The organism is Mixta sp. Marseille-Q2659 (assembly GCF_940807255.1).
GTDB lineage: Bacteria > Pseudomonadota > Gammaproteobacteria > Enterobacterales > Enterobacteriaceae > Mixta.
Genome location: NZ_CALNWY010000010.1, coordinates 1 through 22,285 on the forward strand (window position 1 = coordinate 1; position 22,285 = coordinate 22,285).

The window sequence follows — 22,285 nt, forward strand, 5'->3', positions numbered from 1 at the left end:
CACCGGTTTGAACATCAGCCGGGCGCCGCGAACCTGCACATAGTCACCCTGATAATCTACGGTTTCGCCTTCCAGCACGCGGCGCCAGATGCGGGTAAATTCAGCCGATTCCGCATATCGCTCGGTGGTTAGGGCTGATTTCCAGCCGATCGCGTCGGCCCTGATGCAGCGCCGACATGCGTTGCTGACCGACCGAGTCGGTGCGCGCCAGCGCCGCCTGCGCTTTGGCGATAGTGGCGTCGTCCAGATGTGAAATTAATCGCTCCGCCGCCTGCCAGGCTTCGCTGTTGGTTTCACGCACAATAACGTGCAGGCGAATACCAAAACGTACCTGACGCCCTTGCGCCGCCGCCTTTGCCCGCACCTGTTCAATTTTCTCTTTGACCAGCGCTGGCGGTTCGCCCCAAGTCAGATAGACATCCACCTGTTCCGCTGCTAAATCCTGCGCCACCGGCGAAGAGCCGCCGAACCACAACGGCGGACGTGGCTGCTGCACCGGTTTGAACATCAGCCGGGCGCCGCGAACCTGCACATAGTCACCCTGATAATCTACGGTTTCGCCTTCCAGCACGCGGCGCCAGATGCGGGTAAATTCAGCCGATTCCGCATATCGCTCGGTGTGATCGAGAAAAACGCCATCACCCGCCAGCTCTTCTGGATCGCCGCCGGTCACCAGATTAAACAGCGCGCGGCCGTTGGAAAGCCGGTCTAAGGTCGCTGCCTGGCGCGCCGCCTGGGTGGGCGAAATGACGCCAGGACGTAGCGCTACCAGAAAGCGTAGCCGCTGCGTTACCGGAATCAGCGAAGCGGCCACCAGCCACGCATCTTCACAGGAGCGGCCGGTCGGGATCAGCACGCCGCCGAAACCTAAACGATCCGCCGCCTGGGCGATCTGTTGTAAATAGCTATGGTCAACCGGGCGTGCACCTTCCGCTGTACCGAGATAGTGACCGTCGCCATGGGTGGGTAAAAACCAGAATACGGATAACGCCATGCTATTTCTCCTTACTCACTGAACGGTTGCGCCGCGCCAGATATGGCTGGCAACGTCGAGCTTCACGGGAAGCAGATGATTTTGATAAAAAAGGTCGGCGGTGTGCTGCTGCGCCTGAACGGTCGCCTCTCCCACCGGCGAGATGCGGGTTGGCGGACGGTGATCGAGATAGCTGCTGATGACGCTTACAGGCAATCCCATACTTTGTGCCAGCAGTTGGGTGCTTTGCGCGCGCTGGCTCTGCGTGAGCGCATCCGCCTGGCTGAAAATATCCAGCACCGACTGAATAAAGTCGCCGTGCGCCTGCGCATAGCTGCGGGTTGCCAGATAAAAGGATCCGGTCAGGTTGAGCTGACTGCCATCGGTAAGAACGCGGACGTCGCCATGCTGGAGCGCGGCTGAGTAATAGGGATCCCAGATCGCCCAGGCATCAACATTGCCTTGCTGGAAGGCGGCGCGCGCATCGGCGGGCGTCAGCCATACCGGTTGAATATCCTGAAAACTCAGGCCCGCTTTTTGCAGCGCCCGCAGCAGCAGATTATGTGAGCTGGAGCCTTTCTGCAGTGCGACTTTGTGGCCTTTCAGATCGGCTACGGTTTTAATCGCGCTGTTGGCCGGAACCAGAATGACTTCCGCCTTCGGCTTGGGTGGCTCGGCGCCGACGTAGAGCAGATCGGCGCCTGCCGCTTGAGCAAACAGCGGCGGAATATCGCCGGTGCTGCCAAGATCGATGCTGCCAACATTAAGTGCTTCGAGCATCTGCGGGCCGGCAGGGAATTCTACCCAGCGGATCTGCGTGTGGGGATAGCGCTGCTCCAGCAGGTGATGTGCCTTAGCCAGCACCATGCTGACAGAGCCTTTTTGGTAACCAATTCGAATTGCGGTCGGATCCTGGCTGGCGGCCTGCAATGCAGTACTTATGCTTAACAGCGTTAGCAGCAGGGCGCTGGCCAGGGCGCTGGCGAGGCGACGGGAAAGCGTTTTCATTCCTTTCTCCCTATACCGCTTGCGCCAGGCGCACTTCGCGCTGCTGCAAAGCATAATAAAAGGTCGCCAGCGCATCATTCAGGCGCGTATTCAGCAGATCGCTGAGTTCCGGCTGACGATCGTAATGGGCAATCTGACTGTCGTCGGCGAAGACGCCATGCAATATTTCCTGGGCCTTCAGCGCGCTCAGCACCGGTTTCAGCGCGTAATCCACCGCCAGCATATGAGCCACGGTGCCGCCCGTTGCCAGCGGCAATACCACCTTATGTTCCAGCGCGCGTTCCGGCAGCAAATCAAGCAGGGTTTTCAGCGCCCCGGAAAACGAGGCTTTATAAATTGGCGTGGCGACAATGACGCCGTCCGCACCGGCCAAATCCTCTTTTAACGCCAGCAGCGCCGGAGAATCAAAGCGCGCATAAAGCAGATCTTCCGGGCGGAAGTTATGCAGGTTCCAGGGAATTACCTCCACGCCGCGCTGCTCAAGACGATGCTGACTGACGGTTAATAAAGCTGTAGATCGTGAAGGAAAACGTGGACTTCCTGCCAGAGTAATAACGCGCATAGCAGCTCCTTATAATTAATAGTTATCGATTAATCTTAATTGAGAACTTATAGCTTCATCCTGACAGAGCAGACGCTATCGCTTAAATGATTTATCCAACAATCAAAAGCTGTTTTTGCGCTAAGGCAGAACGTCGCGGGCAAAAAAGAGGTTTACTAAGGTGCCGGTTTAACATTTCTGGCTTTTTATGGCGGTTATGCCGGATAATACCGCCCCGTTTGCCACCGGGAATTCAGGAGAGTCCATGTTTTACCCCCTCGCACGTAAAGCCTTATTCCGCCTCGACGCCGAACATGCTCATGAACTGACGCTGCAACAGTTGCGCCGCATTGGCGGCACGCCGCTGGAAGGCTTAATTCGTCAACGTCTGCCTGCGCGTCCGGTCAAATGTATGGGATTGACCTTTAAAAATGCCCTTGGCCTGGCGGCCGGACTGGATAAAAACGGCGAATGTATTGATGCTTTCGGCGCGATGGGCTTCGGCTTTGTTGAAGTCGGCACGGTAACGCCGCGCCCGCAGGCGGGAAATGATAAGCCCCGCTTATTTCGTCTGATTGAAGCGGAAGGGATTATTAATCGGATGGGATTTAATAATCTCGGCGTAGATCAATTAGTTGAGAACGTAAAGCGAGCCAGCTTTAACGGCGTGCTGGGGATCAATATTGGTAAAAATAAAGATACGCCGGTCGAGCAGGGCAAAGATGATTATTTGACCTGTATGGAAAAGGTTTATCCTCACGCCGGTTATATTGCCGTCAATATTTCTTCGCCGAATACGCCGGGATTAAGAACGCTGCAATATGGTGAGGCGCTGGATGATTTGCTGATGGCAATAAAAGCGCAGCAGAAATTACTGGAAAAGCGCCACCTGAAATATGTTCCTGTTGCGGTAAAAATTGCACCAGACCTTTCTGAAGATGAATTGGTGCAAATTGCCGATAGCCTGGTCCGTCATCAAATTGACGGCGTTATCGCGACCAATACTACGCTCGATCGTTCGCTGGTCAGCGGCCTGAAATATAGTGAAGAAACAGGCGGTCTGAGTGGACGACCGGTACAGCTGCGCAGTACCGAAGTGATTCGCCGTCTGGCGCAGGAGCTGCAGGGACAATTACCGATTATTGGCGTAGGCGGGATTGATTCGCTGGTCGCGGCGCGGGAAAAAATAGCGGCTGGCGCCACGCTGGTGCAAATTTATTCTGGCTTTATTTATAAAGGCCCCGATTTAGTAAAAGAGATTGTGACTTATCTCTGACCTTTCCCGAAGAATCCGGCCGGGGGCTTTTAATCTGTTTCCGGCTGGTTTATATTTTGTGCATTCCTTGTTCATTTCAGGAAAAATATTATTCGCGGCAGGTTAATTACTTTTTATGCCGTGTCTGATGCCGGTTGATTTGCCAGCTAACAATAAATCAGCCTGGATTTTGCAACCCTCAACTGTAGTAAGGCAAACCATGAAGATAAAACCTGACGACCAGTGGCGTTGGTTTTTCGATGCAGAGCAGGATCGTATGATGCTCGACTTAGCGGATGGTATGCTGTTTCGCTCCCGTTTCCCCCGTAAAATGTTGAACCCGGATGCCTTTAACGCAGCCGTTTTTAGCGTTGACGACGCGGCGCAATTTTTTACCTGGCAGGAGAGCTGCCGTGAAGCGGGACTCAGCGACCACCACTGTGCTGAACTGCTGTTAAATGCGCTGGTGGCCTGGCGTTTCCTGAAACCGCTGATGCCGAAAAGCTGGCATTTTCGCGTTTGCCAGCGTTATTACTGGCAGCCGGGTGCCAGCGATCTGGTCACGGTGACGCTGGAAGAGAGCGGCGAAGAAGCAAGAATGCTGGTTATCGAGGCGGGAGAAAATGCCGCACTTTGCGTGCTGGCCCAGCCGCAGCTGCAGCTGGCCGGTAAAACGATGATGCTGGGCGATGCGATTAAAATCATGCATGACCGCCTGCAGCCTTGGCATGCCGAGCAGGAGCAGCGTTACGCCCAGGCCGGCTAACGCGCCGGCCCGGCCTTTTATGCCAGTTCAATATCGCCGTCGGGAACGCAGCTACAGCTAAGAATGGTGCCGTCGCCGCGGATGGCATCCTGTTTCAGCGCTTTCACCTTGCCGGAAACCAGCTGTATTTTACAGCTGCCGCACAGGCCGGCACGGCAGGAGTAGGGGATGCGCTGGCCATGTAACTCCAGCTGCTCCAGCAGTACCTGCTGATTATTGCCGTTGAAGGCATTGCCGCGATAGCGAATAGTGACCGCTTTTTCCGCCTCGTTCTTTACCTGCAGCGTCTCAACGACCTGACCAGCACCATACTGGCGCGGCGGTTGCGTTGCCATCACCTCCAGCGCATCGCCGACCCGTATCACGCCACTGTTGCACGCCACTAAATTCAACCCAAAATCGATGTCGCCGCTGCCATCCAGCGCACTGCGAAACCCTTGCATCGTTTTCAGTGGCTCGCCGTCAGGATGTTTTCTGCCGCGCTCCGGGCTGATAGTGGTAAAGATGCAGCGGCTGCAAGGTTTAGCGACCTCGAACTCGACTTCGCCGATGCGTACGCGCGACCAGCTATCCTCTTCCCAGGCGCGCGCGCCGGTAACGGCAATATTAGGGCGAAACTGCTCCAGACGAATGCTGGCCGGACAGCGCTGTTGCAGATCGGTAAGGGAAGCTTCGTTAACCAACAAAAAAGGATAGCCGTCAGCAAAGCCAAGCGGCACGTCAGGACGACGCTTCACCCGGCGCGACATTTCCGGGCCGGTCCAGCGTAGCTGTACCGGAACCGGGAAGAAACCGCTCAGCCAGTCGTTAATCGGCTGTGGTGCGATACGCGCCGTAAAGTGATTACCCCATACCTCTGTTTCCGCGTCCTGCGGCTGGAAATCGGCAAAGCGCAGGGCGGCGCTACTGTTATCCGGCGCCTGGATCCAGATGCCGTCCGGGATCGGCGCGGGAATAAACTGCACCAGCTGCGGATACTGGCGCGCGGTAATAAAGGTGCCGTCCTGGGTCGTCAGCATAAACAGGCGATCGAAGGCCAGTCCGCTCTCCTGTACCTGGGCATGCGAAAGCTGCAGCCCGCGCATTGATTTAACCGGGTGAATAAACAGGCGTGACAGGACGATCATAAGGTTCTCCGTGCTGAAGTGACAACGACCACAGGAATCTGTGGTTTAAAGGAAGCTAACTTTATGACATGCGACAGTGATTAGCTATAATGCGCAACAATTTTCCCAATACTGTAAGTGACGATATGAATTCTCTGTTTGCCAGTACGGCGCGTGGGCTCGAAGAGCTGTTAAAGAGTGAACTGGAAGCGCTGGGGGCGCAGGACCTACAGGTTGTCCAGGGCGGCGTACATTTTCAGGGAGACGATCGTTTAATGTATCGCAGCCTGCTGTGGAGCCGTCTGGCCTCGCGCATTCTGCTGCCGCTGAGTGAATGCTCTGTCTATAGCGATCTTGACCTCTATCTGGGCGCCCAGGCAATCGACTGGACCAACCTGATTGACGGCACTTTTGCCGTGCATTTTAGCGGCACCAACGAGGCGATTCGCAACAGCCAGTTCGGCGCGTTAAAGGTTAAGGATGCGATCGTCGATAGCTTCACCCGCAAAAATCTGCCGCGCCCGGATGTTGATCGTGAGCAGCCGGACGTACGCATTAACGTCTGGCTGAATAAAGATACCGCCAGCATCGCGCTCGATCTCAGCGGAGAAGGGATGCACCAGCGCGGTTATCGTCAGCAAACCGGCCTGGCACCGATGAAAGAGAACCTGGCTGCGGCCACGGTACTGCGTTCCGGCTGGCAGCCTGGCTCGCCGCTGCTCGACCCGATGTGCGGTTCCGGTACGCTGCTGATTGAAGCAGCGCTGATCGCCAGCGATCGCGCACCGGGCCTGAACCGTCGCAACTGGGGTTTTACCGGCTGGAAGGCGCATCAGCCTGAGTTATGGCGTGAACTGATTGATGAAGCGCAAACCCGCGCGCGCGCAGGCGTTACGCAAACCACCTCGCGCTTCTTTGGTTACGATAATGACGAGCGCGTGCTGGAGCGCGCGCGCGGTAACGCCCGTCGCGCTGGTGTCGCCGATCTGTTTACTTTCGCCGTGCAGGATGTGGCCCAGCTGCGCAATCCGCTGCCGCAGGGGCCGACCGGCACCGTCATCAGCAATCCGCCTTACGGTGAGCGTCTGGAAAGCGAACCGGCGCTGATTGCGCTGCACAGCCTGCTGGGACGCGTAATGAAGAGTCAGTTCGGCGGCTGGAATCTGTCGCTGTTTAGCGCCTCGCCCGATCTGCTGAGCTGTTTGCAGCTGCGCGCCGATCGTCAGTTTAAGGCGAAAAACGGCCCGCTGGATTGCGTACAGAAAAACTATCAGCTGGCAGCGACCAGCGGCGACGGCGTACCGGCGCAGATAGCGGAAGATTATGCCAACCGCCTTAAAAAGAATGTGAAGAAGCTGGATAAGTGGGCGCGCCAGGAAGGCATTGAATGCTACCGCCTGTACGATGCCGATCTGCCGGAATATAACGTTGCCGTCGATCGCTATGCTGACTGGGTAGTGATTCAGGAGTACGCGCCGCCGAAAACCATCGATGCGATGAAGGCGCGCCAGCGTCTGTTTGATGTGATCAGCGCGACGCTGACGGTGCTGGAACTGCCGGCAAACCGCCTGGTACTGAAAACGCGTGAAAAACAGAAAGGCAAAAGCCAGTACCAGAAGCTGGGCGAGAAGGGCGAATATTTTGAAGTTCGCGAGTTTAACGCCCGTTTTTGGGTCAATCTCACCGACTATCTGGATACCGGTCTGTTTATCGATCATCGGCTGGCGCGCCGTATGCTGGGCCAGATGAGCAAGGGCAAGGATTTCCTGAATCTGTTCGCCTATACCGGCAGCGCCAGCGTGCATGCCGGACTGGGCGGCGCGCGTTCCACCACTACCGTGGATATGTCGCGCACCTATCTGGAGTGGGCGGAGCGCAATATGCGTCTGAACGGCCTGAGCGGCCGTCAGCACCGGCTGATGCAGGCGGATTGCCTGAGCTGGCTGCGTGAAAGCCATGAGCAGTTCGATCTGATTTTTATCGATCCGCCGACCTTCTCTAACTCAAAACGTATGGAAGAGAGCTTTGATGTCCAGCGCGATCACCTGCAGCTGATGCGCGATCTGAAGCGCTTGCTGCGCGCCGGCGGCACCATTATGTTCTCGAATAACAAGCGCGGTTTCAAAATGGATCACGAAGGGCTGGCCACGCTTGGCCTGCTAGCTCAGGAGATCACCGCCAAAACGCAGTCGCAGGATTTTGCCCGCAACCGTCATATTCATAACTGCTGGCTGATTACGCACGCCGGTAAGGAATAAGCTGTATGTCACTGATTAGTATTCACAACGCCTACCTTTCGTTCAGCGATGCGCCGCTGCTGGATCATGCTGAATTGCATATAGAGGAGAACGAGCGCGTTTGTCTGGTAGGGCGCAACGGCGCCGGTAAATCCACGCTGATGAAAATTATCAACGGCGAACAGCCGCTTGATGATGGCCGTATTATCTATGAGCAGGATTTAGTGGTCGCGCGTTTGCAACAGGATCCGCCGCGCAATATCGCCGGTACGGTTTATGATTTCGTTGCCGAAGGCGTAGCGGAACAGGCGGAGCATCTGAAAGCCTACCACGCTATTTCTCACGTGGTGATGAACGATCCCAGCGAAAAAATCTCAATGAGATGGCGCGTCTGCAATCGCTGCTGGATCACCATAATCTGTGGCAGCTGGAGTCGCGCATCAATGACGTGCTACAGCAAATCGGTCTGGAACCGGAAGTCGAGCTGTCGTCGCTTTCCGGCGGCTGGCTGCGTAAAGCGGCGCTGGGGCGCGCATTGGTCAGCAATCCGCGCGTTTTGATGCTGGATGAGCCGACCAACCACCTGGATATTGAAACCATCGACTGGCTGGAAACCTTTCTGAAAACCTTCCAGGGCAGCATCGTGTTTATTTCCCACGACCGATCCTTTATTCGCAATATGGCGACGCGCATTGTCGACCTCGATCGCGGCAAGCTGGTTTCCTGGCCGGGCGATTATGATAAATATCTGGAAGGCAAAGAAGAAGCGCTGCGCGTAGAAGAGATGCAGAACGCTGAATTCGACCGTAAGCTGGCGCAGGAAGAGGTTTGGATCCGTCAGGGTATCAAAGCGCGCCGCACCCGTAACGAAGGCCGCGTGCGTGCGCTGAAAGCGCTGCGTCGTGAGCGCTCCGAACGCCGTGAAGTGATGGGCAAAGCACAGATGCAGGTGGAAGAGGCAACGCGCTCCGGCAAAATCGTCTTTGAGCTGGAGAATGTTAACTACAGTATCGGCGATCGCACGCTGGTGCGAGATTTCAGTGCGCAGGTGCAGCGCGGCGATAAGATCGCGCTGATCGGCCCGAACGGCTGCGGTAAAACTACGCTGCTGAAACTGATGCTGGGTCAGCTGAAAGCGGACAGCGGCCGCGTACACAGCGGCAGCAAGCTGGAAGTTGCCTATTTCGATCAGCATCGCGCCATTCTCGATCCCGATCGCACGGTCATGGATAACCTTGCCGAAGGTAAGCAGGAAGTGATGGTCAACGGCAAGCCGCGCCACGTTCTTGGTTATTTGCAGGAGTTCCTGTTCCATCCCAAACGGGCAATGACGCCGGTACGGGCGCTTTCCGGTGGCGAGCGCAACCGTCTGCTGCTGGCGCGTCTGTTCCTGAAGCCCAGCAACCTGCTGATTCTTGATGAGCCGACCAATGACCGGATGTGGAAACCCTGGAACTGCTGGAAGAGCTGATCGACGGCTATCAGGGAACCGTGCTGCTGGTCAGCCACGATCGTCAGTTCGTCGATAATACTGTAACCGAATGCTGGATTTTCGAAGGCAACGGTGAAATTGGCGCCTTTGTCGGCGGCTATCACGATGCGCAGCAGCAGCGTGCCGCCTCACGGCCAAACCGCACCGCGCCGGTGAAAGCGCAGCCAGAAAAAGCAGCGAAAAGCGAGCCGGTGAAAGAAGCAAAACCGTCCAGCGCCAAACTGAGCTATAAATTACAGCGCGAGCTGGATTTACTGCCGCAGCAGCTGGAAACGCTGGAAACGCAGATCGCGCAGCTGCAGGCGCAGATGGCGGACGCCAGTTTTTTTAGTCAGCCGCATGAAAAGACACAGCCGGTAATCAATGCGCTAGCTGAGGCGGAGCAGCAGCTGGAAAGCGCTTTTGAACGCTGGGAATACCTTGAATCGCTGAAAAACGGCGGCTGAAATCGGGAGTAGCTATGTGTTCATCTGAACACCCGCAACGCTGGATGCTTTGTCCCCAGTGCGATCTGATGACGCAGCTGCCATCGATCGCTGCCGGGCAGAAGGCCAGCTGCCCACGCTGTCACACCACGCTAACCGCTAACTGGAGCGAGCCGCGCAAGCGGCCCTCCGGCTACGGGCTGGCCGCGCTGTTTATGCTGTTGCTCGCTAACCTGTTTCCTTTCGTCAATATGCAGGTCTCCGGCCTGAGCAGCGAAATCACGCTGATGGAAATTCCCAGCGTGATGGTTTCCGAGGATTACGCCAGCCTGGCGACGCTGTTTATGCTGTTTGTTCAGGCAGTGCCAGCCTTTTGTATGGTGGCGATTCTGCTGTTGGTGAATCCGCTGCCTTTGCCGCAGCCTTTGCGGATTGGTATGGCGCGCATTCTGTTCCAGCTAAAAAGCTGGGGGATGGCGGAAATCTTTCTCGCCGGGGTGCTGGTCAGCTTCGTTAAGCTGATGGCCTATGGCGATATTGGCCTCGGCACCAGCTTTCTGCCCTGGTGTTTGTTCTGCCTGCTACAGCTACGCGCCTTTCAGTGCGTCGATCGCCGCTGGCTGTGGCGTCAGATTGCTGCCGAACCGGCGCTGCCTTTTACGCCGCGTGCGGGTATCAGCGGCCTGAAACAGGGACTGCGATCCTGCCCGTGCTGTACAGCGGTGCTGCCGGCCGATCGTTATGTCTGCACGCGCTGCGGCACCACCGGTTATGCGCGACGTCGGCACAGTTTGCAATGGACGCTGGCACTGCTGTTTACCTCTCTCATTATCTATATTCCTGCGAACATCCTGCCGATTATGGTCACTGAAGCGCTCGGCGATAAGATGAGTTCCAACATTATGGCCGGGGTGATCCTGCTCTGGAGTGATGGTTCTTATCCGGTGGCGCTGGTGATTTTTATCGCCAGTATTATGGTGCCTTCGCTGAAAATGTTGGCTATCGGCTGGCTGTGTTGGGATGCGCAGGGGCACGGCAGACGTGACAGCGAAAAGATGAATAAAATTTATGAGGTGGTGGAATTTGTCGGCCGCTGGTCGATGATTGACGTTTTTGTCATTGCCGTACTCTCCGCGCTGGTGCGGATTGGGCAACTAATGAACATCTATCCTGCGCCTGGTGCGCTATTGTTTGCCGCCGTGGTCATTCTGACCATGTTTGCTGCCATGACTTTCGACCCACGCCTGACGTGGGATCGTGAACCAGAAAATAATCTAAAGGAGCCAAGCCTTGACGGAAAATAAACAGGGCGTCGCGAAGGTCGATCAGATCAAGCGCTGGTCGCCGGTTTGGATCATCCCCATTGTCACCGTACTTATTGGCGCATGGATACTTTTTTATCACTTCAGCCATCAGGGCCCGGAAGTGACGCTGATTACCACCAATGCGGAAGGTATTGAAGGGGGCAAGACCGCCATCAAAAGCCGCAGCGTCGATGTGGGCGTAGTAGAAAGCGCGGTATTAACCGACGATCTGCATCATGTAGAGATTAAAGCGCGGCTGAATGCCGGGATGGAAAAGCTGCTGCATGAAGACAGCGTTTTCTGGGTGGTGAAGCCGCAGGTAGGGCGCGAAGGGATCACCGGTCTCGGCACTTTGTTGTCCGGCGCCTATATTGAACTGCAGCCCGGCAGTAAAGGTGAAAAGCCTAATCACTATCAGTTGCTGGACGCGCCGCCGCTCGCGCCGCCGGATGCGAAAGGGATCCGTATCGTTCTTGACAGCACCAAAGCGGGCCAGCTTAATCCGGGCGATCCGGTACTGTTCCGCGGCTACCGCGTCGGCTCGGTGGAGACCAGCAGCTTCGATGCTGACAAGCGCGCAATGCAATATCAGCTGTTTGTCGCCGCGCCTTACGATCGGCTGGTCACCTCGAACGTGCGTTTCTGGAAAGATAGCGGCATTGCCGTTGAGATGTCCGCCTCCGGCATGCGTGTGGAAATGGGATCGCTGACCACCTTGTTTAGCGGCGGCGTCAGCTTTGACGTGCCGGACGGCTGGGAGTTGGGTGTGCCGGCAGAAAACAAAGCGGAATATCACCTGTATGACGATCAGCGCAGCATCCAGGATTCGCTTTATACCAACCACCTCGATTTCCTGATGTTCTTTAGCGATTCGATTCGCGGCCTGCAACCGGGTGCGCCAGTTGAGTTCCGGGGCATTCGCCTGGGTACGGTAGCGAAGGCGCCTTATACCGTGCCGGGTTGGAACCAGTCACTGAATAATGACTATCGCATTCCGGTGCTGGTGCGTATTGAACCCGATCGCTTCATTAAACGTCTGGGTGATGATTTTGACATCAGAGAGCATCTGCGCGATGGCAGAAAACGTGGCCTGCGCGCCTCGCTGAAAACCGGCAACCTGCTCTCCGGCTCGCTCTATGTCGATCTCGATTTTTATGACAATACGCCGCAGTACAAAGGGCCGGATAAAGTCGCCGGGCTGGAAATCATTCCTACCGTTAGCGGCGGCCTCAGCCAGATCCAGCAGAAGCTGATGGATGCGCTGGATAAGATTAATAATCTGCCGCTGAATCCGATGATCAACCAGGCTACCGGCACGCTGAAAGAGAGCCAACGCACCCTGCGTGAACTGCAAAAAACGCTGGATAACGTGAATAAGATCACCGCCAGTCCGTCAATGCAGCAGCTGCCGCAGGATATGCAACAGACGCTGCGCGAACTGAATCGCAGTATGAAAGGGCTTCAGCCTGGCTCGCCAGCCTACAACAAGCTGGTCGGCGATATGCAGCGGCTCGATCAGGTGCTGCGTGAGCTGCAGCCGGTACTGAAAACGCTCAATCAAAAGAGCAATGCACTGGTATTTGAGGCCAAACCGGGCGAAGACCCACAGCCGAAGAGGGCGAAGTAATGATGAAATGGATGCCGCTGGCAATGGCGCTGACGTTAACCGCCTGTAGCAGCACGACGCAAACCACCATGTATCAGCTGCCGACAGGAACGTCGGCAGCCGCGCCGGTCAGCCAGAGCGCGCTACTGGCGAACAACCGTTTGCCGCTATGGGTTGAGCGCGTATCGGTGCCCGATTTCCTGGCGGGCAATGGGGTGGTTTATCAGACCAGCGATGTGAAATATGTCATTGCTGCCAACAATCTGTGGGCCAGTCCGCTCGATCAACAGCTCCAGCAAACCCTGGTGACAAATCTCAGTAATGCGCTGCCTGGACGGCTGATTTCCGCCGCGCCGCTGGGTGAACAGCACGATACGCTGAACGTAAACGTGACCGGCTTCCATGGACGCTATGATGGCCAGGTGGTTATCACCGGCAACTGGACGCTGGAGCATAACGGCCAGATTACGCGTCAGAACTTTAATCTGACGCTGCCGCAGCAGGAAGATGGCTATGATGCGATGGTCAGAACCACGGCGCAGGGCTGGCAGCAGGAAGCAGAGCGCATGGCTCAGACTTTTCTTCAGATTAAAATAATTAGTTTTCTTAACTTTGCATTCCGGCATGATAAGCAGCAAACCGCTTATCAGCCGGAATTTTTTTATTTATGAATCATTATTTTGCTGCAATCGCAGGCTTGCGCGCTGACAAAAACTCTTAAAATAGCGTCTTTGTATGACAATGGCGTGAAATTTGCGCATTGATCTTTTTCAGGGATGGAGGTAGAAAAGAAACGTGGTTGCACATTTTGTGACCATTGTTTTCTTTCCACCAGTTCCACCATACCTGAATGAGGGAAATGAGGCATGAAGAGACAGAAACGAGACCGCCTGGAACGGGCACATTCACGAGGTTATCAGGCAGGCATCACCGGGCGCTCAAAAGAGATGTGTCCTTATCAAATGATCGAGGCTCGGTCTCACTGGTTGGGAGGTTGGCGAAAAGCCATGGAGGACAGGGCAGTTAGCGTTAGTGCCACAATGGCCTGACCGCCTGTTCCGAAAAAGGATAACCTCCGCATTTGCGGAGGTTTTTATATCTGAGTAATCAGAAAGAAGTCGTATCTTTAAACAGACCGACTTTCAGATCGCTGGCGGTATAGATGACATTACCGTCAACCAGCACTTCGCCATCAGCAACGCCCATTACCAGTTTACGGTTAATGACGCGCTTAAAGTGAATACGGTAGGTCACTTTTTTCGCGGTCGGCAGCACCTGGCCGGTAAATTTCACTTCGCCTACGCCCAGCGCGCGGCCTTTACCTTCAGCGCCCAGCCAGCCCAGATAGAAGCCAACCAGCTGCCACATCGCATCCAGACCCAGACAGCCGGGCATAACCGGATCGCCGATAAAATGGCAGGCGAAGAACCACAGGTCAGGATTAATATCCAGTTCTGCTTCTACATAACCTTTGCCATAGTTACCGCCTTCTTCGCTCATTTTGACCACGCGGTCCATCATCAGCATATTGCCAGCCGGCAGCGGCGGGCCTTCAGCGCCAAACAGTTCGCCGCGACCAGAGGCAATCAGATCTTCTTTTGTATAGGATTCGCGTTTTTCTACCATGTTTCAATAAGCCTTTTTCTAGTGAATCACGAAGGTTAGCTAACAGCTGTAAGCTGAACAACTCCGATCAGCTGTGGTTAAACCAGTTTAGCCAACGCAGAGGCCAGGGACGCTGACGCGCCTCCTGCTGATTAAATTCTGTGATACGCGCCTGAATAGTTTGCAACAGGCTGGGCGCATCCTCTTTTTTCCATGCAACGCCGGTGAGTATCGGCAGAGCTTCATCGACTCCGCTGACGGCCCAGATATGAAACTGTTCGTCACGCACGGCATCAATAATTTCCTGTTGCAGACAGAGATGACGTACGTTAGCGGCGGGAATGATTACGCCCTGCTGGCCGGTCAGACCGCGCTGTTGGCAGACATCGAAGAAACCTTCGATCTTCTCGTTCAGACCACCGACCGGCTGTACATGTCCGAACTGATCGACCGAACCGGTAACTGCGATTTGCTGATTAATTGGCTGCTCGGCCAGCGCGCTGATCAGCGCGCAAAGTTCAGCAAGCGAGGCGCTATCGCCATCGACTTCGGAATAGGACTGCTCAAAAACCAGCGACGCTGAGAAGGGCAGTTGCTGATCGAGTTCCAGTTCCGCAATCAAAAATGCCTGCATGATCATCATGCCTTTCGCATGAATATTTCCGCCCAGCTCCGCTTTGCGCTCAACATCAGTAAATTCGCCATCGCCAACATGTACGACACAGCTGATACGCGAGGGTTCGCCAAATGCACGGGGATGGCCGGGAAACTCTATAACGGACAGGCCGTTGATCTGTCCAATTACGTCGCCTTCCGTTTCAATCAGAATTTGATCGAGCAGAATTTCATCGCGCATCTGGTCGGGCAGATAGCTTTCGCGCCAGCTACGCGCATCCAGAGCAGCCTGCAATGCCGCCGCATCGAGCTTATCGCCATACAATGCGGCGTCACGCAGCTGACGGCTAAGCCAGGCAGGGCTGAGTGGAAGCGTTTCGCGGTCACCGCTGTAACGTACCGCTTCCTTAAGCAGAACGGGCCAAAAATCCGCTTCGATAGCAGGAAGGTTAGCCTGACGTGCCAGCGCTGTTATCCAGCGGCACCACAGCGCCATCTCTTCTTCATCTTCAACCCGCAGGTTATCTTCATACTCGCTATAAACTGCCAGCTCCGCGAGTTCCGGCTCCATTTCCTGGAAATCAGCCATGGCGTCGCGATCGCCACAAAGCACCAGCTTTAACTGGAGCGGCATGGAGGGAATGCTGACCGGCAGAGGACGGGATTCATCCGGCGACAGCCAGTCAAAACGCTGTTGCACTATGGTTTGCTTCAGTCGCAGCCACATCAGCGGCTGAGCCAGCAGCGTGCGCAATGAGAGCAACAGGATGCCGCCATTAGCACGGTGGATTAAACCCGGCTGCAAGCTGATTCGCTGAGAAAAAATACGCAGACAGCCAAACAGTTGCTCAGGCTCGATCCAGTCGGCAAACTGTACGTCGCCGCGGCTGGCAAAGGCCTCATCCGCCGATGTGGCTGGTTGCCAGGTTATCTGCTCGTCATTAATCAGATAGTTACCGCCGTAAAGGTCTTCCTTCCGATCGCTGTTATGCTGTAATGTTTGCGCCAGCAAGGAGATATTCTCACTGCTTTCCGCGCAACGGATTAGCATTAGCGGGAAAGGTGCGTTGCTGTTTTGCAGTAAATTTGCTGCATCAAACAGGCGAGGCTGAATGTCAGGTAAAATATCGCTGACATTATCGCTAAACACGCGGGAAAAAAGAGACTGGAAGCTTTCGGCATCAGGCTGTAGCGCCTGCCATGCAAGTCGGTTGCTGGTCAAAGTAATCGCATTTGTCTGAATTAATGAAAAGCGCGATTATACAGCTTTTCAGCCTGTTACGCACGGCAGAGATCTTACCGATTCAGCGTGGGCGTTCATGCATTCCCGCTGCGCCGTTCTCTGCCGCAAGTCGTAAAAAAGCTGTTATTCTTAGTTTGTTACCTGCTCATGATGAGATTCCGATGAAATATCAGCAGCTGGAAAATCTTGAAAGCGGATGGAAATGGAAATATCTGGTGAAGAAACACCGGGAAGGCGAACCCATTACCCGACACGTTGAAATCAGCGCCGCCCAGGAGGCCATAAAGGCGTTACTGGCCATGGAAAATCATCCGATAGATGTGCTGAAGTGGATTGAGCAACATATTAATCCTGCACTGGAAAATCGTATGAAGCAGACGATTCGCGCACGGCGCAAACGTCACTTTAATGCTGAGCATCAGCATACGCGTAAAAAATCTATCGATTTAGAATATCTGGTTTGGCAAAGGCTGGCAGGACTGGCGCAGCGGCGTAACAGCACGCTGTCGGATACGATTGTACAGCTTATTGAAGATGCTGAACGTAAAGAGAAATATGCCAGCCAAATGTCAACTTTACGACAGGATCTGCAGGCAATTCTGGGGAAGGACGATATCAGTTAACTCTGATTAGGGCTGATATATTTTTACGATTACCCAATAAAAAACCCCGCCGAAGCGGGGTTTTTTTTTACGTATTACTTAAGCCTGCGGCTGAGTAACAACGTCTTTCAGACCTTTAACTTCGATTTCTACGCGACGGTCCGGACCCAGGCAGTCGATCAGGGCGTTACGGCCTTTCACGCTGTCACAGGTGTTGCCGGTAACCGGGTTAGATTCACCCATGCCACGTGCAGAGATCTTGTCAGCCGGGATACCTTTAGATACCAGGTAGTCAACCACGGACTGAGCGCGTTTTTCAGACAGTTTCTGGTTGTACTGCTCTGAACCGATACGGTCGGTGTAGCCCAGAACAACAACAGAGCCGTCTTTCGGATCCATTGAACTCAGCTGAGAGTACAGCTGATCCAGCGCCTGCTGGCCTTCGCCTTTCAGGGTTGCTTTGTTGAAGTTGAACAGCACGTCTGATTTCAGAGTGAAGTGCTTGGTTTCAACAACCGGAGCCGGAGCCGGAGCCGGAGCTACGACTGGCGCTGCAGCATCATCCTGACCGAAACGGTAAGAAACACCCAGGCTCAGCATGGCGTTGTCAGGACGGGTACCAACGGTACCTGCATCACCAATGTTGTTAACCCACTGGTAGTCCAGACGCGTTGCCCAGTTTTTGGTCAGCGCATATTCAACACCTACGGCAGCCAGCGGAGAAACGCCGGTGTCGTGGTCGCTGATGCGAGTGCCAGTAGCAACGTTCTGCTGAGTAGAATCAGCACGCCATACCATACCACCCAGGCGGGTATAAACGTCCAGATCATCCATCACCGGGTAGCTCAGTTTAGCTGCCAGCTGGATGCCCTGTGCTTTGAAAGCGCCGTTTACTTCGTTGCCTTTGTTCGGCATACGGCCAAGCCAGTCATAGCCCAGCTCGAAGCCCAGATACGGGTTAGCCTGATAGCCAACAAATGCACCAGCGCCCAGCTGGCTTTCGTGGGTCGGGCCGTCGTTGTTGGTATAGCCGTTACCGTAGTAACCAGTATCGTGATACTGAGACCAGCCCAGTTTAGCACCGGTGTACCAGGTGTTATCTTTCGGTGCGGCCTGCGCTACGGTAGCGAAGCCAGCCAGTGCCACTGCAATTGCGATAGCTGTCTTTTTCATTTTTGCGCCTCGTTATCATCCAAATAGGCAAGGAGCTTAAAATAAGCTCTTGGTTGTAATCCTTCGCCGGGTCCTTTTGCTCGATTATTACTCTACCGGAAAACGGAGGTTATTGAGCACCCTGGCGAGATAAAGTCTACAACGTGGCGAGAAACTTACAAGTAAGATGTGAGGACGGTCCGCAAAAAAAGGGCTTTTCGTACACAAAATTTAACATCCAGCACGGATTTTTATGGCAAAAAAATTGTCTACATGCGCGGCGAAACCCATGCTCCGCCGCGTGAGAGTAGAATCAGCGGGTTATCAGGACAAAGGGAAGTTTTTTAACTGAGATTTATCTCATATTTACTTAATGATACAAAGTTGAGTGAATTTTCAGCCGGTTTTTTTGTCCGCCTGAACAAACAGCGCTAGCTTGAGGACGCATAATCAGTCCAAGTGCCTGACCTGCGGAAGCCGCTTCTTCGAGCTGACGACGATCGTTTTCACTAATATCTTCTGAAAACCAGCCTAACACCACACTGTAGTTACCGGTCTGTAACGCTTTCACCATTGCCTCAACCGTATTAATTTCCTGATGAGCGGGAAACTGCATCATTTTATTCAACGGCAGACCTGAAGCCTTTAGCCAGTGTCGACTGATCTTTTGTGGCGGCGTGAGCCAAAGCTGCCAGCGTGACTGTGTACCAAGCTGCTGTAATAACGGTAGCAGCAGTAGCTGAGTCAGGCCTGGTTCAGCTTCACTATAGCTCAACTCGCTAATCCAGCCGGTATTCAATACGGGCGGTACGGCAACGCGAGAGTGGCCTGGTAAAGCGGAACGCGCAAAAGAGGACTTCAGTAAATGAGTACGCATGATTATCAGCTCACGTGGTTACTGTATGGATATACAGTAATGCGCTGAGAGATTAAGATCAACCTCATTTTTTGAAAACGTCTCGCACTTTTTATATGCAAATGGCCGCAAGCTCATTTTGTAATTGAACCATTAATAAGAATTGCCTATGTTTTAGCCAATGGAAAACAGTAGCTTAGTTTGAGTTTATTAAGGCGAAGGAGCAGCATATGGATTCATATCAAAGGATTGTTCAGTCAAAACAGCAGCTGTCAGCGTTAGGGAATATCACGGTTCGCTCACAATTTGGCGGCTATAGCCTGGCTGTGGAAAAGGTCGTTTTCGCTCTCATTACCGATGGCGAACTTTATCTGCGAACCAGTGAAACATTAACCAGCTATATGCGGAAACAACGCCTGTCGCCGCTGGTTATTGATAAGCGCGGCATGCCGGTAACGCTGCATTATTACCGTATCAATGAAGCGTTGTGGAACGATAAACGGCTATTAATGAAGTTTTCCAGATCTGCGCTTACGCTTGCGCGTCGGCAAAAAAATGCTCGCCAAAACAATATACGCTTAAAAGATCTTCCTAATCTGGGCATCCGCATGGAAATGCTGCTGCGCGAAATTGGCATTGATAGCGTAGGCGCTTTGCGCAAGGCGGGAGCAAAAAACTGTTGGCTACGTTTAAGAGCGCTGAACAAACATCTGGGATTAAGTTGTTTGCTGGCTCTGCAGGGCGCCATTACCGGGCATCACTAGGCGGCGCTGCCCGCAGAGGTTAAAGAAGAACTGTGCGCCTGGTTTAACTCCACCATTAACTGGGAGAAAGCCCGTCAGGATTAACGGGCAGGTGGTCACGCAAGTTGTTTTTTCAGGCGGGCGATTTCAGGTAGCAGCGCAATCAGCAGGCCAATTTGCTGAAGCACCAGCTGAGCCTGAGAGTCCGCCTCGCTGTCAAAGTGTGCAATACGCGCAGCAAGTTCACTCATCATCTGCTGCGCTTGCTGCTCGCTTACTACATTCACCTGTAAAACATCATCAACATAGCAGACGGCATCATCTAACAGCGCCAGCAGTTCAGGCTGCGTTATCTTTACACGATGCGCACCCAGCGCTGAGATATAGCTCAAAAAAGAGTGATTCAGGCAAAGCAAACGAAAGGCCGCTTCGCGCAACAGCGGATCCGGGCGCATCTCGGTTGAAAGATTAGAAACTACCGAAGCCAGTTCCGCATCGCCATTATGCGCATCGCGCCGTGCGATCCGATATGCCAGGCGGTTATCTTTCCCCTGGTGATATTGTTCAAGGATCGCGTCCAGATAGCGGCAGTTGGCCGTTAAGGTTTTTTCCGCAACGGCGGGCAGACGACGAAAACGCCAGTCTGGCCAGATAAAACTTACCGCCAGCCAGGCAATACCGCAGCCCAACAGCGTATCGACAATACGCGGCACCGCCACGTCAAAACCTTCGCCAAGCAGGTTAAAGCAAAGCAGTACCAACAGCGTAATAAACATGGTCGCGTGCGCATACTGTACCTGACGAAAAGCAAAAAACAGCACGCCGGACAGGACAATCAGCAGCAGCTGGCCATCTACCGAGGGCACCAGCCACAGAACCGGCAAGCCGATAGCAATACCGGTCAGCGTGCCGATAATACGCAGCGCCAGGCGTCGGCGCGTCGCGTTATAGCCCGGCTGGCAGACAAACAGACTGGTTAACAAAATCCAGTAGCCGCGTTCCAAACCGGTGAGCTGAATAAAGGCATAGCCGATGCACAACACCAGTGACATCCGCACCGCATGACGAAAAAGCGGAGATTCCGGCGTTAAATGGCGACTGATCCGCAGGCGAATATCGCTCCAGCCTGTTAGTCCCTCGCTGGAAAGATGGGTATCGCTGCCGCCACGATGGGCCTGCTCAAGCGCCTGCTCTGATTCAATTGTCGCCAGCTGCGCATCGATCGCCTTAAGATTGCTCAGCAGATAGCGCAGCGCTTTTTGCCGCGCTTTATCCTCAGGTGAGTCAGGTAAGCGATCCAGCGCTGCCTGCAGATGGTTAAATGCCCGCTCAAAACGCGTATCGTGCTGATAGCTTTGCCGCAGTAAGATTGCTTCAGAGAGCTGACGGCAGGCGCGGGCCTGCATGGTTAACAAGCGCTGAAAACGAAACATAATTTCGCTGTAACGCCATTCCTGACGCAGCGCGTGATATTGAATATGCGAGGAGCTGGCGCGTTCGTGGATATCCTGCGCAACAAAATAATAGTGCAGCGTACGCCGCGTTCCGCGCTGGCCGCGATCGCCGCGCAGGCGGCTTTGTATCGAGGTTTTTGCCTCATTAAGCATCGCAACCAGTTTACTGTTTGCCATAGCGACCTCAATCAGGCCGCGATCGTCATTTTCTTCAACGTCAGGATCAAACAGCGCAGCTTTGGCCTCCAGATAGTGCGCTAACAGGCTGTAGCTGCGCGCCATATTTTCCTGCAGCGGTCGAATCGGGAACAGCAGGTGTCCAATCAGCGTTAGCAGGTTATACCAGACCGCGCCTAACAGCAGCAGGATCGGCTGAAGATACCATTCAGAAAAAAGCCCGGCGCCGAGCATAGTGTAAATGGCGATCAGCAGGGCGCCGAAGGCGATAGTGGCGTAGCGTTGACCCAGCGCGCCCAGCAGGATAAAACCCCAGGCGGAAATGGCCAGACCAATAATAAACAGCCAGGGCCAGGGAAAAAGCAGCTCTACCGAGACGGAAGCGATACAAAAGCAGAGCAGCGTAATCAGCAAATTGCGCAGTCGCCCGGTAAAACGGTCATCCAGATCGGCCAGCGCGGCCGCCACGACGCCGAGCGTCAGCGGCAATGTCCAGATAATCTGCTGGATCCACCAGGGGAAAGCGGCGGCGCCAGCCAGCGCCAGAAAAATACGGGTCAGATAAAGCCCGGTGCTGTTAGCTGTGTAACGACGCAATCGCGCAGTCAGCGCTATCATGGCCCGGTCACCTTACTGAAAACGACGGCGCGCATTGGCTTCGCGTGCCGCTCGCGCTTCTTCGGTAGAGACAACCCGACGGCCTACCGGCCACAGCGCAATCGCCGCCAGCTTAAAGTTCGCTATCCCAACCGGGATACCGATAATGCTAATGCACTGCGCAATGCCAACCGTGATATGGGAAATACAGAGCCACCAGCCGAAAAAGATAAACCACAAAATATTCAGCAGGGTGCCGCCGGTGTTCATTAACGCGTTGCTTTGGTCGGGACGCAGTTCATTCACATGTATCGCCTCGTTGCCGTAGGGCAGAAGCGAAAACTTGGTGATTTCCCAGCAGGATCGCGTCAGAGGTAAGGTAAAAATTAAAACAATGCTGATCAACGTAGCGAACAGCCAGCTTAGCGTGGTAAAGAAGCCACCCAGCACAAAATTAAGAATATTCAAAACGGTACGCATTACAGGCTTCCTTCAGAAAACAGTTTTTATCAAATATCGCAGCGTTTG

General features: G+C 54.3%; 17 protein-coding genes and 3 pseudogenes. 10 read left to right on the plus strand and 10 right to left on the minus strand.

The genetic code is table 11. The annotated features are described in order from the left end of the window. Positions 1 to 103: 103 nt before the first annotated feature. The 3 genes and pseudogenes from ssuD to ssuE all read right to left on the minus strand — a co-directional run. A pseudogene (gene ssuD / locus P3C52_RS09245) lies at positions 104 to 994 on the minus strand (alkanesulfonate monooxygenase); the annotation flags it as partial. Positions 995 to 1,009: 15 nt separating this feature from the next. Then, positions 1,010 to 1,981 (minus strand): sulfonate ABC transporter substrate-binding protein, encoded by a 972-nt coding sequence (locus P3C52_RS09250; RefSeq protein WP_275554725.1) that lies wholly within the window; start codon positions 1,979 to 1,981, stop codon positions 1,010 to 1,012. A gap of 10 nt (positions 1,982 to 1,991) precedes the next feature. After that, a complete protein-coding gene (gene ssuE / locus P3C52_RS09255; protein WP_275554726.1) occupies positions 1,992 to 2,543 on the minus strand; it encodes an NADPH-dependent FMN reductase in 552 nt (183 codons plus the stop codon). 244 nt (positions 2,544 to 2,787) lie between these two features. Between ssuE and pyrD the strand changes: the two genes are divergently transcribed. Further along, complete coding sequence (gene pyrD / locus P3C52_RS09260) at positions 2,788 to 3,798, plus strand: quinone-dependent dihydroorotate dehydrogenase (RefSeq protein ID WP_275554727.1); 1,011 nt, start codon at positions 2,788 to 2,790, stop codon at positions 3,796 to 3,798. 199 nt (positions 3,799 to 3,997) lie between these two features. Then, positions 3,998 to 4,543 (plus strand): cell division protein ZapC, encoded by a 546-nt coding sequence (locus P3C52_RS09265; RefSeq protein ID WP_275554728.1) that lies wholly within the window; start codon positions 3,998 to 4,000, stop codon positions 4,541 to 4,543. A 17-nt stretch (positions 4,544 to 4,560) separates the two neighbouring features. On the opposite strand, the gene P3C52_RS09270 is transcribed toward P3C52_RS09265, so the two are convergent. Beyond that, positions 4,561 to 5,670, minus strand: coding sequence for an MOSC N-terminal beta barrel domain-containing protein (locus P3C52_RS09270; protein WP_275554729.1), 1,110 nt, complete (start codon positions 5,668 to 5,670; stop codon positions 4,561 to 4,563). Between the two features lie 125 nt (positions 5,671 to 5,795). Between P3C52_RS09270 and rlmKL the strand changes: the two genes are divergently transcribed. The 6 genes and pseudogenes from rlmKL (at position 5,796) to rmf (ending at position 13,762) form a co-directional block, all read left to right on the plus strand. Next, a complete protein-coding gene (gene rlmKL / locus P3C52_RS09275; protein ID WP_275554730.1) occupies positions 5,796 to 7,907 on the plus strand; it encodes a bifunctional 23S rRNA (guanine(2069)-N(7))-methyltransferase RlmK/23S rRNA (guanine(2445)-N(2))-methyltransferase RlmL in 2,112 nt (703 codons plus the stop codon). Positions 7,908 to 7,912: 5 nt separating this feature from the next. Next, positions 7,913 to 9,824 (plus strand): annotated as a pseudogene (locus tag P3C52_RS09280) (ABC transporter ATP-binding protein). Positions 9,825 to 9,838: 14 nt separating this feature from the next. After that, positions 9,839 to 11,107 carry a membrane integrity-associated transporter subunit PqiA gene (gene pqiA / locus P3C52_RS09285; RefSeq protein WP_275554731.1) on the plus strand — a complete coding sequence of 423 codons (1,269 nt, stop codon included), beginning with the start codon at positions 9,839 to 9,841 and terminating at the stop codon, positions 11,105 to 11,107. Continuing rightward, positions 11,094 to 12,734, plus strand: a complete 1,641-nt coding sequence (gene pqiB / locus P3C52_RS09290; RefSeq protein ID WP_275554732.1) for an intermembrane transport protein PqiB — start codon at positions 11,094 to 11,096, stop codon at positions 12,732 to 12,734. Before pqiA ends, pqiB begins: the two co-directional genes overlap by 14 nt. Next, positions 12,734 to 13,384: a membrane integrity-associated transporter subunit PqiC gene (gene pqiC, locus P3C52_RS09295; RefSeq protein ID WP_275554733.1), complete on the plus strand. Its 651-nt coding sequence runs from the start codon at positions 12,734 to 12,736 to the stop codon at positions 13,382 to 13,384. The genes pqiB and pqiC overlap by 1 nt, the downstream gene beginning before the upstream one ends. Positions 13,385 to 13,579: 195 nt before the next feature. Next, positions 13,580 to 13,762 (plus strand): ribosome modulation factor, encoded by a 183-nt coding sequence (rmf, locus tag P3C52_RS09300; RefSeq protein WP_275554734.1) that lies wholly within the window; start codon positions 13,580 to 13,582, stop codon positions 13,760 to 13,762. A 58-nt stretch (positions 13,763 to 13,820) separates the two neighbouring features. Here the strand turns inward: rmf and fabA are convergent, their stop codons facing one another. Together fabA and P3C52_RS09310 are read right to left on the minus strand one after the other, a co-directional pair. Then, a complete protein-coding gene (gene fabA, locus P3C52_RS09305) occupies positions 13,821 to 14,339 on the minus strand; it encodes a bifunctional 3-hydroxydecanoyl-ACP dehydratase/trans-2-decenoyl-ACP isomerase (RefSeq protein WP_275554735.1) in 519 nt (172 codons plus the stop codon). 67 nt (positions 14,340 to 14,406) lie between these two features. Further along, positions 14,407 to 16,155 carry a Lon protease family protein gene (locus P3C52_RS09310; RefSeq protein ID WP_275554736.1) on the minus strand — a complete coding sequence of 583 codons (1,749 nt, stop codon included), beginning with the start codon at positions 16,153 to 16,155 and terminating at the stop codon, positions 14,407 to 14,409. Positions 16,156 to 16,337: 182 nt separating this feature from the next. Here P3C52_RS09310 and matP point away from each other — a divergent pair, with 182 nt between their 5' ends. Next, complete coding sequence (gene matP, locus P3C52_RS09315) at positions 16,338 to 16,799, plus strand: macrodomain Ter protein MatP (RefSeq protein ID WP_275554737.1); 462 nt, start codon at positions 16,338 to 16,340, stop codon at positions 16,797 to 16,799. A gap of 78 nt (positions 16,800 to 16,877) precedes the next feature. On the opposite strand, the gene ompA is transcribed toward matP, so the two are convergent. Together ompA and sulA are read right to left on the minus strand one after the other, a co-directional pair. Then, complete coding sequence (ompA, locus tag P3C52_RS09320; RefSeq protein ID WP_275554738.1) at positions 16,878 to 17,951, minus strand: porin OmpA; 1,074 nt, start codon at positions 17,949 to 17,951, stop codon at positions 16,878 to 16,880. 349 nt (positions 17,952 to 18,300) lie between these two features. Further along, the gene (gene sulA, locus P3C52_RS09325) at positions 18,301 to 18,807 is read right to left on the minus strand and encodes an SOS-induced cell division inhibitor SulA (RefSeq protein ID WP_275554739.1); all 507 of its coding nucleotides are present in this window, start codon (positions 18,805 to 18,807) and stop codon (positions 18,301 to 18,303) included. A gap of 209 nt (positions 18,808 to 19,016) precedes the next feature. On the opposite strand from sulA, the pseudogene P3C52_RS09330 reads away from it, so the two are divergent. Then, a pseudogene (locus P3C52_RS09330) lies at positions 19,017 to 19,547 on the plus strand (TfoX/Sxy family protein); the annotation flags it as partial. A gap of 98 nt (positions 19,548 to 19,645) precedes the next feature. Here the strand turns inward: P3C52_RS09330 and yccS are convergent. Together yccS and P3C52_RS09340 are read right to left on the minus strand one after the other, a co-directional pair. Further along, complete coding sequence (yccS, locus tag P3C52_RS09335; protein ID WP_275554740.1) at positions 19,646 to 21,778, minus strand: YccS family putative transporter; 2,133 nt, start codon at positions 21,776 to 21,778, stop codon at positions 19,646 to 19,648. A 12-nt stretch (positions 21,779 to 21,790) separates the two neighbouring features. Beyond that, a complete protein-coding gene (locus P3C52_RS09340) occupies positions 21,791 to 22,237 on the minus strand; it encodes a YccF domain-containing protein (protein ID WP_275554741.1) in 447 nt (148 codons plus the stop codon). Between the last annotated feature and the right edge of the window lie 48 nt (positions 22,238 to 22,285).